Genomic DNA, 12,592 nt, shown 5'->3' on the forward strand with positions numbered 1-12,592 from the left:
GTGCCGATAGCCATTGCGCTGGTTAGTGCGCTCCGAACTGCGTTGGCCGTATCCGGCACCACACAGCGCGTCGGCTTGGGCGCCCACCAGGGTGTGGATGAAGGTGGCTAGCATCTCCCGCAGCACGTCGGGGTGGCAGGTGGTGAGTCGTTCGGCCAGCACAGCAGGCAGGTCGATATTGTGGGCAGTGGTCATCGCGTCGATTCCTTTGCTCGAGAAACTTTGGACGGTCTCTCGAAGAATCACGCGATGACCTTCATCCACTCGGCTACGACACGCCGGTCACCAGAATCAGGTCCGACTCGTACACCACCTTGGTGGACACAACCTTGACCGGGGCTGCCGTGACAACAGCCGAGGCCGTCGGCAGCGTGGGGGATTAGCGTCGGGTGAGCGGGCGTTGGTCCGCGTTAGTGACACTTCACCCGGCGAAGATAGGGAACAGCATGAAGTTCGGAATCTCGACGTTCGTCAACGACGACACCATCGACACGGTCTCGCTGGCCCGGGCAATCGAAGAGCGCGGCTTCGCCTCGCTGGTCATCGCCGAACACACCCACATCCCGGCGAGCAGAGAGTCCCCCTATCCCCGTGGCGGCGAGCTGCCCTCCTTCTATTACCGGACCCTCGATCCGTTCGTCACGTTGGCCGCCGCCGCGGCGGTGACCTCGTCCATCGAGCTGTTCACCGGAATCGCCCTGCTGATCGAGCGCGATCCGATCATCACGGCGAAGGAAGCTGCCAGCATCGATTTGATCTCCGGCGGCCGCTTCGTCTTCGGCGTCGGCGCCGGCTGGAACATCGAAGAGTTGCGTAACCACGGCACCGACCCGAAGACACGCGGCAAGCTGCTGGACGAGCGCATCGAGGCGATCAAAGCGCTGTGGACCACCGAACCCGCCGAATACCACGGCAAATTCGTCGACTTCGATCCCGCCTACAGCCGGCCCAAGCCCGTGCAAAAGCCGCACCCCCCGATCTTCATCGGCGGCGACTCCGATGCCACGGTCAAACGGGTGATTCGCCACGACGCCGGCTGGATCTCCAACCCGCTGCCGATCGAGCATCTGGCCCGACGTGTCGAGCAGCTACGCGAAGGCAGCGGCGGTCGCGACGTGCCGCTGGCAATGTTCGGCACCCCGGCCGACGCCGAATATTGGGATCGTGCAAAAGAATTGGGTTTCCATCAATTGGCGCTGCTGTTGCCGACCAAACCGTTGGACGAATCGTTGCGCTTGCTCGATGAATACGCCGCGAAGGTGGATAAGTACCTCTGAAAAGGCCACCCGGGTTCGGGGGACACCGCACGTCTTGTCGGCGATTACGTTAATTTTGTCGATTCCGTCTCATTAGCGAACATGCGCATTACACTCCGCGCATGGGAGTGGAAGCCAGAGAGTTTCGCCCGTCGCTGCTGACCACACTGCAAACGAAATTTCTGCAGTTGATTTACCAATACTTCTATCCGTACCTGACCCGTCGGCTCCGCAAGGACGACGTGCTGTTCCTCAATTACGGGTATGAGGAAGATCCGCCGATGGCGGTGCCGCTGTCGGCCGCCGACGAGCGGGACCGCTATTTCATCCAGCTGTATCACCGCACGGCGACCCAGGTCGACCTGGCCGGCAAGACGGTGTTGGAGGTCGGCTGCGGCCACGGCGGCGGCGCTTCCTACCTGACGCGCACCTTGCGCCCGGCGTCGTACACCGGGCTGGACCTGAACGCCACCGGCATTGCCTTCTGTCGGAAAAGACACCACGTTCTCGGCCTGGAATTCGTCCAAGGAGATGCGCAGGAACTGCCTTTCCCTGACCACTCCTTCGACGCGGTGATCAATATCGAATCGTCACATCTCTACCCCGACTTTCCCCGCTTCCTCGACGAGGTGAGTCGCGTATTACATCCCGGCGGTCATTTCCTCTACGCCGATTTCCGGTTCTCCGACACCGTTGCTCCCTGGGAGAAGCAATTGGCTGAGGCATCGCTGACAATGTTGTCCCGGCGGAACATCAACGAAGAAGTCATGCGTGGGATGGAGAAGAACTCCCAATGGTGGGTCCGCGTCATCGATCGATTGGTGCCGGCGTTCCTGCGCAGGTGGCTGCTGGTCCGCGGCTATGTGCTGATCTGGAAAGTCTTCCAGGACATGGGATCTGGCGGCTCGACTGACTATCGCATGTATTGCTTGGCAAAGGGGTGACCGGCGACGTACGAGGCTGCTACGCCGGGACGAACCGCCGTGCGGCACGGGCCAACAAGGAGGGCTGGAACTGCCAGACGTCGCTGTCCTCGGTAGCCCACGCGTAGGTGGGCGTGTCGCCATTGAACAGTTCGCGCAGTGCCGGGTGCGCAAGCTCATCGGCGGACCATTCATACAGGCGGCCCCAACGAGGCCTGATGATGCCGACGTCGAGCAGGTGACCCAGGCGGTGCTCCAGAGCGACGTAGGTTTCGACGTCATCGCCGAGCGGATAGCGGTCTGGAAGGATGCGCGACAGCGACAAGAATATCCCGGTCATCCCAACCCGCGGGTCGCCGAGTGGCCGCGCCATTGGGGCCAGCCAGCCCAGAGCCAGTTGGGGCGCGGCAACCAGCGCATGGGCATAAAGTACCCGGATGAGGACCACGTTGAGGAAGAACCGTTCCACTCGCGTCTCCCGATAGGCCAGCTCTTCATTGGCCATAAACGCCGCGGCGATCGAGGCGTTATGGGCGCGGTACCAATTGCGCGCGGTCGGATACTGGATGAATTGCAGGTGGACATCGACCGCGGGTGAACTGGGCTTTCCGCCACACCCGAACGCAAAGGCGCGCGCTTCGGCCGTGTCGCGCAGCAAAATTTCGTTAACTGCCCGCCACCAGGGGCTACCCGGACACGGGTCGTCCGGCGCGTTGAGCAGGCCCCGTCGCAGCTGCCATCCCATGAATGCCGAGGCGGCGCGGCGGTACGGCAGATAACCGCGATCCACCCCACGGGGCACCTCGTAAAGACGGCGCAGCAACGCCAGTCGCGCCGTCGGATCGTCCCGGGCCGCGGCGACCAGTGCCTGCGCGTGCTCCGCGGCCGACACCCGCGACGCGTCCGGATGGTCGTAAGGCATGGTGGGTACGCCTCCGCGGGTGCAGCCGTTTCGACCATCCTCACGCCCGGGCCGGGCAAATCGCAATCAGCCGGTCGCATCGCTAGCGTGCAGGCCGCGTTTTCCACCAGCGAGCGTGGACTTTCCCGCGCCCGACGGCCCGATGATCGCCGTCAGCGTTCCGGGCCGCGCGGTCAACGAGACATGTTCCAGCGCAACGGCATCGCGCGCACGGGTTAGCGTGACGTCGTGGACTTCGAGTCCCGCGGCGGTGGCGGTCGCGGGGATACGCATCGCGGTTGTCGGCGCAGTGGAAAAGGTCATTTGAGTCATCCGAGTAGGTAGGCGAGCGGGAGAGCGAGCAACAAGGAGTCGATCCGATCCAGCAGGCCTCCAAAACCGGGTAGCCAGCAACCGGCATCCTTGACCTGCGCCTGCCGCTTCACCATGGACTCCAGCAGGTCCCCGAAGACACCGCCGACGGAGATGGCGACCAGCAGTCCGATCGACATGGTGCCCAGCAGGGTGAGTACGACGAACGCCCCGATGATGGCCCCGACCATGCCGCCGACCGTCTTGCTCGGGCTCAGCGGCGAGAGCGGCCGGCGAGCCCACGCCATGCGGCGCAACCCTTTTCCGCCGCACCAGGCGGCGACGTCGGCGGCCGCGACGGCAAAGCACAGCAGATAGCTGTTCGGCCACAACATGACCAAGTGGGACATCGACCAGCAGATCCACACGGATCCAAATCCCGTGAACGCGCCGCGTTTGGCGCCGTGCGCGACGTCGCCGCTCAGCACGGACGGCACCGCGCACAAAAGCACCACGGCGGGGGCCAGCTGCAGCAGGGAGGGCCGCAACCAGGCCGCGGCAGGGTACAAGGCGGCCAGTGCGCCCAGTAAGTAGGCATCCCGACGCCCCAGCCCGACCAGTCGCGCGTATTCGGCGGCCGCGACGACGAGCCAGCGCCGCCGCCAGCACGGCGGTGGTGGCGGGGCCGATCCAGACCGGGATGCCGACCGTAGGGGCGATGAGTGCCCAGGTGCGCGACTTCTCGATCAGTTCCCGCTTGCGCGAAGCCAGGACGATGAGGCCGGCGAGGGCCAGGATTGCGACCGTGACCCACATGAGAAACACGGCCCGCGAGTACAGGTGGATGTGCAGCCGACCGAGGTCGACGTCGTGCGGCATCCGCCGATCGCGATGTAAAAAGGCCAGGTAGCCATCGACGATCGTCATGCCCGTCGACCCGATTCAGGACGCCAGCGCATACCGGTGAGCAGGGTCGATGCCGAGGTCGTCGCGCAAGGCCAGCACATGCGCCCGCAGCTGCGGGGCCGAGATGGCGTGCGGGTCGAGCGGCGCGCCGATATGCACGCGCATGGGGCCGGGGGAATAGCGCCCGTCCTTGGGCAGCACGGCCGCGGTGCCGGAGATCGCGACGGGAAGGATCGGCACGCCGCAATCGCGTGCCAGTCGTAGCGCACCCGATCGGAACTCGCCGATGCGCCCGTCCGTCGACCGGATGCCCTCGGGGTAGATCACGACGGAGCGGCCGGCCTGCAGGGCGGGCCGGGCCGCGGCGAGCAATGCGGCGTAGTTGCCGTTGCCGTTCCGCCGGATCGGGAGGATCCCGGCAACCGACGTCGCGATGAACCGCCGCACGCGTACGTCGAACCAGTAGTCGGCTGCTGCCCCGAACACCGGCCTGGACGCCGGCGGCAGCGCGGCCAGCAGCACCGCGGTGTCGGCATGCGAGCTGTGGTTGGCCACGACCACGCAACCGCCCGGGGTCTGCGACGGTCGATCCACGATCAATCCGCCCGCGGCGGCGCACACGATCCGCCAGAGCCAGTGCCGAAGCAGGCTCGGCAACCCGTTCGCGGTCATGCCGCTGCCACCGAGAGGGGGCGGGTAGCGACGTTGAGCGGCTGCGTGACGATGTCGAGCGGTCGCGTCACCGCCTCGAGTTGCTCCCTCAGCGCGACCCGCTGGGGCTGCTCGGCGCATTCCGTCAACTCGCGGTGCGCCGCCCGCAGCCGCAACACGGTAGTGAGTATCGACCCGTTCACCAGTTGCACCAGCAGCACGGGCATGATCACCGGACACGCCGTGGCCAGCACCACGAATAGGCAGCGTTCGGTCTTGCCGAGGGGGCCGCCGTTGCGGCGCGTGGCGCCGGCCGCGGCCGCGGCAAGCGACGCGAAGGTCGGCAGTGTCGCGGCGAGCGCCGCGATGAGTACCTGGAGCACCGGCCAGGACAGCCAGTGCAGCCCGGCGCCGGAATGTCGTGCCGCCCAGACCGCCAACCCGGCAAAAGCAAGCAGATCCGCGGTACGGTCACCGATTTCGTTGACGACGAAACCCCAGGGCCGGGTCACTCCCCGAGCGCGGGCCACCGCGCCGTCGAGGTTGGCGCCGGCCAGCCGCAGCACCATGCACACCGCGGCCAGTGGCCAGCATCCGAACGCGACGGCGACGCCCGCCGCGGCCGCGGCAAGCACCCCGACGACGGTGAACACGTCCGGGGAGACCCGCCGGGTCACCGCGCCCTCGACGATCGGCGTCAACCGCGCGCTGAACCACGGCTTGAGCCCGTAGAGGCCCGTCAAGCGTGCTCCCCGGCGGGTCTTCGGCGGGGACGAGATCGGGGTGGCGGCGTCGGTACTGATGGCCGGCTCCTTTCGCGCGTGGCGGCGTGCGATTGCGATTGCGCCCAGTACATCGAGCCGCAGCGACTACCGATCCCAAGAACCGCCGGCGAATGTATTTGCTCCACAGGACAGCGATGCCGCCGCGTAGGACGATGGGGTGATGCGGGGAATCCTTGTACTTCTTGCGAACCTTGCTGTCGTGATCGGTGTGGCCGTACCGGCACACGCGGACCCGGGGCCGGATTCGAAGTTTCTGGCCGCGCTGAAAGCAGCCGGAATCTCGTATCCGACCCCGAACGCCGCGATCAGCGTCGGCAAGAGGGAATGCACACTGATGGACCAGGGCATGTCCGAAAGTGACGTCATCAAGACCGTGTCGGAGAGCAACCCGGCGTTCAAGGGGGACGCGGCCGCCCAGTTCACCGCGATCGCGGAGGACGCCTACTGCCCACAACACGAAGGGGAGCCGGGCCCCCCGTCGGCGCCTGGGGCCGGTTAACCTGGTCCGCTCTATCGCGTCTGGCTGGCCCGCAGTTCGGCGGGCAGCCGCTTGAACCCGCGCAAGGTGACCAGGCCGAGCCGCTCCGGCCGCTCGCGCAGCGCCAGGTCGGGGAACCGCTCGAACAGCGTGCGCAGGGCGATGGCGCCTTCGATTCGGGCCAGCGCTGCGCCGAGGCAGCCGTGCATGCCGGAACCGAACGCCAAGTGATCGCGCGCGTTGGCTCTGGTGATGTCGAACCGGGCGGGATCGGTGAAGACGCGTGGGTCGCGGTTGGCGCCGCAGATCAACAACACCAACATGGATCCGGCGGGGATCTGTGTGGCCGCGATCTCGACGTCCCGGTGCGCGGTGCGCACCAGCATTTGCACGGGACTTTCGTATCGCAGGATCTCCTCGACGGCGGCCGGCCACAACCCCGGATCGTTGCGCAGCAATTCCAATTGGTCGGGATGGTCCAACAGCAAAACAATGCCGTTGCCGATCAAATTCACCGTCGTCTCAAACCCGGCGCCGACCAAAAGTGCTGCGTTGGCTGCGAATTCGCGATGGGTTAGCTCACCGCCGACGGCCACGCGGCCAAACGGGTCGTCACCTGCATCGCCGTTGCGTGCGTGTTCGATGAATTCGGCCGCATAGCGGTCGACCTCGCGCAGGCACTCCACGGCATGACGAAACGTCTTCCAGCCTGTCCCGAAATCCAGCAGCGGCGCCAGACTGTACCCCCAGTCCCGCACCTGCGGACGCGCATCGGTTGGCAACCCGAGGATCTCGGCGATGACTGCGACAGGTAGTTCCGTCGCGAAGTCCGCAACCAGATCGGGCCGCGGGCTGGCTGCCAAACGGTCGAGTAATTCGGCCGTGATCTCCGAGACGCGGGCGCCGAGTCTGTCGATGGCGCGCGGGGTGAAACTTTGCGCGAACAACCGCCGATACCGGGTGTGATCGGGAGGATCGCTCATCACCATGGCGGGGTGCTCCACCGGATTCGGCAGGCCCGGATCGGTGCGGCCGATCAACGCCGGAATTGGCTGGGGGAACGGCGCATTCACCAGATTGGTGACCCCGAACGCGTCATCGCGTAACACGGCGCGGCAGACCTGATGATCGGCGGTCACCCACACAAACGGCCGCCGCACCAACCGGCCCTGGGCTCGGATGTCTTCGACCACGCGATACATCTCGTGGTCGGAGGCGCGCCCCAGCAGGAAACGGGCCAGGGGCTGCCCGCGGCGGGCCTGCACGGCCAAGAACGCCCGCGGCGCGCCGTACCTCAGCATCCACCGAGTCCAGATGCTCGTCCGCACAGCGATCCCCTTCGCACCCGCCGGTGAGTCGTCTGCCGGAACATATCACTGGGCGGGGTTGTGCGTGCGGCGCACTGTTGCGGTCCCTTGCCGGATCTGTTCTAGCCCAGGCCTTTTGGTGCTGATGGGGTCGGTGATGCTGACAGGGCTGGGGCGGTGTGGGCGCGGACGTCGCCGATGACCAGCAGCGCTTTGCTGTCAACTCGTCCCATGGCGCGTCACCGTGCAGCGACCGGGTACCCTGCAACGCCATGGCGGGGACACGATGAGCGCGGGCCTATTTGGACTGCTCGACGACGTCGCGGTCCTGGCCAAAATGGCCGCCGCCAGCGGTCGCGCGACCGCCAAGGCGGCCGGTGTGGTCATCGACGACACCGCCGTCACGCCGCAATACGTTCATGGCATCGCCGCCGAGCGCGAACTGCCGATTATCCGGCGCATCGCGCTGGGATCCTTTCGCAACAAGCTCGTGGTGATTCTGCCCGCCGCAATGCTGCTCAGTCAGTTCGCGCCGCGGCTGGTCACCCCGGTTCTGATGGTCGGTGCGGTCTACCTGTGCTACGAGGGCGCGGAAAAGGTGTGGGGCAGTTTCCGCGGCCGGGCCCCGCACGCGGTGTCCGCCGCCGAGGACGAGGTGGTGGCCGGGGCTATCCGGACCGACCTGGTGCTGTCGGCCGAAATCATGGTGATCGCCCTCAACGAGGTGGCCGACCAGACTTTCTTGCCCCGGCTGGTCATATTGGTCGTCGTCGCCGTGGTCCTCACCATCGCCGTGTACGGCGTGGTGGCCGTCATCGTCAAGATGGACGACATCGGTTTGCGTCTCACGTCCACTGCCTCCCGAATCGGCCGGGGCGTCGGCCGGGGGCTGGTCGCGGCCATGCCCGGGCTGCTGTCCGCGCTCTCGTCGATCGGGATGGTGGCGATGCTGTGGGTCGGTGGCCACATCTTGCTCGACGGCAGCACTCGGCTCGGCTGGCACACCGTGCCCGGCGCGGTGCACCATGCCGAATCCCGCCTCAGCCACGCCGTCGACATCGTCGGTGGCCTGTTGGGTTGGCTCGTCAACGCCGCGGCGTCCACCCTGATCGGGTTGCTCGTCGGATTCACCGGGTTCGGTCTCGTCCAGCTGTTGTCACTGATCCGCGGGGGCCGTTAGGGACGGTTTTACGCGCCCATTAGGGAGCCGAGCCCACCAGGTTTGAATACTGCGGGCAGTAGGCGTGGACCGAGATCGTCACGTAGGCGTCGGCGTCGTTGCCGAGCGCCGGATTACTGGCCCGGAAGTCGGCGATGACCTGCTGGACCGTCATGCCCACCCGGATGTTCTCGCAGACCATCTTTCCGTTGTAGATCGCGGCGTCGGGGTTGGCGAAGGAGATACCGCGGTCGTTGAGGGATTGCACGTACCGGTTGTCCTGATCCGGTGTCGACACGATCGAGGAGGGGGCGGCCGTGGCCGCCGGCGCTGCGGTCGACGCGGGTGTGGTCGTCGACGTCGGTGCCGCACCGGGGGACGGCGCAGGGTTTTTCGGATGGTCAGCCAACAGGGCCCAGCCCAGCACGATCGCTCCGGCGACCACGACGCCGGCCGCGAACAACGCGGCCGCGGTACGCCAGGTGGCGCGCCAGGACCGGCGCTGGCTCGTCGACTCGCCCGTTATGTCACCCGCGTCGTCGCGAGACCACGCCAAACCGGCGGAGTTCGACGTCGTCGGCGCTTCGGGTTCCGCAGCAGTGGGTGCGGCGGCCGTCTCGCCACCGTCCAGTCCGGCGGTTTTGTCGGTGGCCGGTCCCGGCTCGGACATGTCGGGGGTCGCTGCGGCTAGTCGGGCGCGTGGGTGCCGAGCAGGGCGCGGACCATCGGACGGGAGCCTTCGGAGCGCAGCAGGTAGCTCGCCGGCCGCCGCCGGACTCGCAACGGCCACCAGAACCAGCGGCCCAGCAGGGCCGCGATGGACGGCGTCATGAATGCGCGCACGATCAACGTGTCGAACAACAAGCCCAAACCGATCGTGGTGCCGATCTGACCGATCACGCGCAGATCGCTGACCACCATCGAGGCCATCGTGACGGCGAACACCAGCCCCGCGGCCGTGACGACCTTTCCGGTGCCGCCCATTGCTCGAATGATGCCGGTGTTGATACCGGCACCCAGCTCTTCTTTCATCCGCGAGACGAGCAGCAGGTTGTAGTCGGATCCCACCGCCAACAGGATGATGACGGACATCGGCAAGACGAGCCATTCCAGCCCGAGTCCGATGATGTGCTGCCAAAGCAGCACCGACAATCCGATCGAGGCTCCCAACGACGTCACGATCGTCCCGACGATCACCATGGCGGCCACGAAACTGCGAGTGATCATCAGCATGATCGCGAAGATCAAGCACAGCGCGGCGATGCCGGCGATCATCAGGTCGTACCGCGAGCCGTCATGCAGGTCTTTGTAGGTCGCCGAAACACCGCCGACATAGATGTTGGTGTTTTCCAGCGGCGTCGACTTCAGCGATTCTTCGGCCGCGGTCTTGATCGCCGCGACCCGCGCGATGCCTTCCGGGGTGGCGGGGTCGCCACGATCCGAGATGATCATTCGTGCCGCTTTGCCGTCCGGCGACAGGAACAGTCCCATCACCTTCTGGAACGAGGGGTTCTGGAAGACCTCCGGGGGCAGGTAGAAGGAGTCGTCGTTCTTCGAAGCATCGAAGGCCGCGCCCATATCGGTGGTGATGTTGCCCTGCGAATCGGCCTGGCCGATGATGCCGCTCATGGTGGAGTGCATCGTCAACATCATGGTGCGCATTTGCTTCATGGTGTCGATCTGAATCGGAAGCTCGGCGGCCAGCTTGGGCATCAGCACATCGACCTTGTCGATGTCGACGACGAGTTCGGCGAGCTTGTCATCCAGCTCGTCGATGCCGTCGAAGGAATCGAACAGCGACCGGAACGACCAGCAGATCGGGATGTCGTAGCAGTGCTTTTCCCAGTAGAAGTAGCTGCGGATCGGCCGCAGGAAGTCTTCGAAATTCGAGATGTCGTCGCGGAGTTCGGTGGTGATCGCCTGCACGTCGTGTGTGTTGAGAGCCAGGTCATGGGTCACGGCGTTCAGCTGCAGAATCAGGTGATACAGCGTCGTCGTGATCTCGATCGTCTTGGCGAGCTCATCGGCCTGCTTGAGCATGTCGTTCATGCGAGCCTTTTGGTATTCGATGTTTTCCATCTGGCTCGCGTTCATGATGCCCAACCGGAACGGGATGGTCGTGTGCGCCATCGGCGAGCCGGCCGGGCGGGTGGGGGACTGCACCCGGGAAACGCCCGGGACCGCGAGAACGCCCTTTGCCAGCCGTTCCAGGATCAGGAAGTCCGACGGATTGCGCATGTCGTGATCGGCCTCGATCAAGACAAACTCCGGCAACATCCGGCCTAACGGAAAGTGCCGGTTCGCGGCGGCATATCCCTGGTTGGTCGGGAGGTCGTCGGGCAAATACACCCGGTCGTGGTAGTTCGTCGTGTAGCCCGGCAGCGCCAGCAGACCGACCAGCGTGACGGCGCACGCGGCGGCGAAAATCGGTCCGGGCCAGCGGACGACCGCCGTGCCGATCCGGCGCCAGCGACGAACGGTGAGCCGCCGCCGGGGCTCGAACACGCCGAGACCGCCACCCACCGCGAGCACCGCGGGCACCAGGGTCAGCGCGATGGCTACCGCCACGAGCATGCCGACAGCGCACGGGACCCCGATGGTCTGGAAGTACGGCATCCGGGTGAAGCTGAGGCAGAACACGGATCCGGCGATGGTCAAACCCGAAGCCAGCACCACCTTCGCCGTGCTGCGGTAAGTGGTGAAATAGGCCGTCAGGCGGTCCTCACCGGCTTGACGTGCCTCCTGGTAGCGCCCGAAGAAAAAGATCCCGTAGTCGGTGCCTGCCGCGATGCCGAGGGTGATCAGCAGATTGACCGCGAAGGTGGAAAGACTCAGCACGCCGTTGTTGCCCAAGAACGCCACGATTTGGCGGGCCACCTGCAGCTCTATCCCAACCATCAACAGCAGGACGATGACGGTGAAAAGCGAGCGGTACACCAACAGCAGCATCACGAAGATGACCACGAGGCTCACCACGGTGACCTTGAGAATGGTCCGTTGGCCGCTGTGGTTCAGATCAGCGATGAGCGGCGCCGGTCCGGTGACATAAACCTTGACGCCCGGTGGCGGGGGTGTGCGCTCCACGATCTTGCGGACGGCGTCCGCCGATTCGTTGGAAAGGCTGGTGCCCTGGTTGCCGGCGAGCTTCAGCTGCACATAGGCGGCCTTGCCGTCCTCGCTTTGCGCGCCGCCGGCCGTGACCGGATTTCCCCACAGGTCCTGGATGTGCTGCACATGCTTGGGGTCGTTGCGAAGTTCACGCAGCAGGTTGTTGTAGTAGTGGTGCGCGTCGTCGCGCAAGGGTTGCTGGCTCTCCAGCACGATCATCGCCAGGCTGTCGGAATTCGATTCCTTGAAGTCCTCACCCAGGCGCTGCATCGCCTTGATCGACGGCGCATCCCGAGGGCTGAGGGAGACCGAGCGTTCCTTTTCCACCTGTTCGAGCGAGGGGACGGCAACCGTCACGAGGACCGTGAGAATCAGCCACGCCAAGATGATCGGGACCGACAGCCGATGGATCAGCCGTGCGGCGAAGGGCGGGCGCTGCTCCGCGTCCACGCGTGGATCGCTCATGCGGTCCACTGCCAGCAGAAGTTGTCGGCGTTCACGTCATGCGTGATCCCCGTCGACCACGCCGTCCACCCCGGTGCGCCAGCAGCTGCTGTCACTATCGCTCGTCTCCCTCTGGTATTGCCGTCACCCTGCCGCGAGCAGGCGACGCTTCCAAAGTCTCTCATTGAATGGATCGGCGGCGACAGGAAACGTATTACAGCAGCGGTTCACTTCCCGGCAACTCCGCCACCGCCAGGGCCCTGAGCTGCGATGTTGTCATCGCGAATGAATTCAGATGGCGGGCTCTGTGATACCCCAGTAAGTTCGCGTGGGGGCCACCCGGGGCCAGCCGGGGCCGTCAC

General features: G+C 65.6%; 13 protein-coding genes. 4 read left to right on the forward strand and 9 right to left on the reverse strand.

Annotated features, from left to right (window positions below; genetic code table 11):
* Window positions 1–195 (reverse strand): transposase (locus AWC25_RS13275; protein WP_211281046.1); only part of this gene is annotated, 195 nt, incomplete at its 3' end.
* Window positions 196–446: 251 nt separating this feature from the next.
* Between AWC25_RS13275 and AWC25_RS13280 the strand changes: the two genes are divergently transcribed.
* Window positions 447–1,277, forward strand: a complete 831-nt coding sequence (locus AWC25_RS13280; RefSeq protein ID WP_069399673.1) for an LLM class F420-dependent oxidoreductase — start codon at window positions 447–449, stop codon at window positions 1,275–1,277.
* Window positions 1,278–1,414: 137 nt separating this feature from the next.
* Window positions 1,415–2,200 (forward strand): fatty-acid O-methyltransferase Mtf2, encoded by a 786-nt coding sequence (gene mtf2, locus AWC25_RS13285; protein ID WP_372513409.1) that lies wholly within the window; start codon window positions 1,415–1,417, stop codon window positions 2,198–2,200.
* Between the two features lie 19 nt (window positions 2,201–2,219).
* Here mtf2 and AWC25_RS13290 read toward each other — a convergent pair whose 3' ends face one another.
* The 5 genes from AWC25_RS13290 to AWC25_RS13310 form a co-directional block, all read right to left on the reverse strand.
* On the reverse strand, window positions 2,220–3,101 hold the full coding sequence (locus AWC25_RS13290) for a hypothetical protein (protein ID WP_069399675.1): 882 nt from the start codon (window positions 3,099–3,101) through the stop codon (window positions 2,220–2,222).
* A gap of 66 nt (window positions 3,102–3,167) precedes the next feature.
* Complete coding sequence (locus tag AWC25_RS27835; RefSeq protein ID WP_069399676.1) at window positions 3,168–3,404, reverse strand: ATP-binding cassette domain-containing protein; 237 nt, start codon at window positions 3,402–3,404, stop codon at window positions 3,168–3,170.
* A 5-nt stretch (window positions 3,405–3,409) separates the two neighbouring features.
* A complete protein-coding gene (locus tag AWC25_RS27385; RefSeq protein WP_308204724.1) occupies window positions 3,410–4,012 on the reverse strand; it encodes a phosphatidate cytidylyltransferase in 603 nt (200 codons plus the stop codon).
* 322 nt (window positions 4,013–4,334) lie between these two features.
* Window positions 4,335–4,970 carry a lysophospholipid acyltransferase family protein gene (locus AWC25_RS13305; RefSeq protein WP_085166929.1) on the reverse strand — a complete coding sequence of 212 codons (636 nt, stop codon included), beginning with the start codon at window positions 4,968–4,970 and terminating at the stop codon, window positions 4,335–4,337.
* Window positions 4,967–5,692, reverse strand: a complete 726-nt coding sequence (locus AWC25_RS13310) for a CDP-alcohol phosphatidyltransferase family protein (RefSeq protein WP_085166930.1) — start codon at window positions 5,690–5,692, stop codon at window positions 4,967–4,969. Before AWC25_RS13310 ends, AWC25_RS13305 begins: the two co-directional genes overlap by 4 nt.
* 250 nt (window positions 5,693–5,942) lie before the next feature.
* Here AWC25_RS13310 and AWC25_RS13315 point away from each other — a divergent pair, with 250 nt between their 5' ends.
* Window positions 5,943–6,233 carry a DUF732 domain-containing protein gene (locus AWC25_RS13315; protein ID WP_232326944.1) on the forward strand — a complete coding sequence of 97 codons (291 nt, stop codon included), beginning with the start codon at window positions 5,943–5,945 and terminating at the stop codon, window positions 6,231–6,233.
* 11 nt (window positions 6,234–6,244) lie between these two features.
* On the opposite strand, the gene AWC25_RS13320 is transcribed toward AWC25_RS13315, so the two are convergent.
* Window positions 6,245–7,540: a cytochrome P450 gene (locus AWC25_RS13320; RefSeq protein WP_372513403.1), complete on the reverse strand. Its 1,296-nt coding sequence runs from the start codon at window positions 7,538–7,540 to the stop codon at window positions 6,245–6,247.
* 265 nt (window positions 7,541–7,805) lie between these two features.
* Here AWC25_RS13320 and AWC25_RS13325 point away from each other — a divergent pair, with 265 nt between their 5' ends.
* Entirely contained in the window at window positions 7,806–8,699 is an 894-nt protein-coding gene (locus AWC25_RS13325) for a DUF808 domain-containing protein (RefSeq protein ID WP_069399681.1), read from the forward strand.
* Between the two features lie 19 nt (window positions 8,700–8,718).
* Here the strand turns inward: AWC25_RS13325 and AWC25_RS13330 are convergent, their stop codons facing one another.
* On the reverse strand, window positions 8,719–9,348 hold the full coding sequence (locus AWC25_RS13330; RefSeq protein ID WP_069399682.1) for a DUF732 domain-containing protein: 630 nt from the start codon (window positions 9,346–9,348) through the stop codon (window positions 8,719–8,721).
* A 17-nt stretch (window positions 9,349–9,365) separates the two neighbouring features.
* A complete protein-coding gene (locus AWC25_RS13335) occupies window positions 9,366–12,251 on the reverse strand; it encodes an MMPL/RND family transporter (RefSeq protein ID WP_069399683.1) in 2,886 nt (961 codons plus the stop codon).
* Between the last annotated feature and the right edge of the window lie 341 nt (window positions 12,252–12,592).

Origin of the sequence: Mycobacterium sherrisii (genome assembly GCF_002102355.1) — a bacterium.
In the GTDB taxonomy this organism is placed as follows: domain Bacteria; phylum Actinomycetota; class Actinomycetes; order Mycobacteriales; family Mycobacteriaceae; genus Mycobacterium; species Mycobacterium sherrisii.

Bases quoted from the DNA above. Each gene is read 5' to 3' on its own strand.
- AWC25_RS13280 (WP_069399673.1), top strand. From the start codon at position 447: ATGAAGTTCGGAATCTCGACGTTCGTCAACGACGACACCATCGACACG.
- AWC25_RS13290 (WP_069399675.1), bottom strand. From the start codon at position 3,101: ATGCCTTACGACCATCCGGACGCGTCGCGGGTGTCGGCCGCGGAGCAC.
- AWC25_RS27835 (WP_069399676.1), bottom strand. From the start codon at position 3,404: ATGACCTTTTCCACTGCGCCGACAACCGCGATGCGTATCCCCGCGACC.
- AWC25_RS13305 (WP_085166929.1), bottom strand. From the start codon at position 4,970: ATGACCGCGAACGGGTTGCCGAGCCTGCTTCGGCACTGGCTCTGGCGG.
- AWC25_RS13325 (WP_069399681.1), top strand. From the start codon at position 7,806: ATGAGCGCGGGCCTATTTGGACTGCTCGACGACGTCGCGGTCCTGGCC.
- AWC25_RS13330 (WP_069399682.1), bottom strand. From the start codon at position 9,348: ATGTCCGAGCCGGGACCGGCCACCGACAAAACCGCCGGACTGGACGGT.
- AWC25_RS13335 (WP_069399683.1), bottom strand. From the start codon at position 12,251: ATGAGCGATCCACGCGTGGACGCGGAGCAGCGCCCGCCCTTCGCCGCA.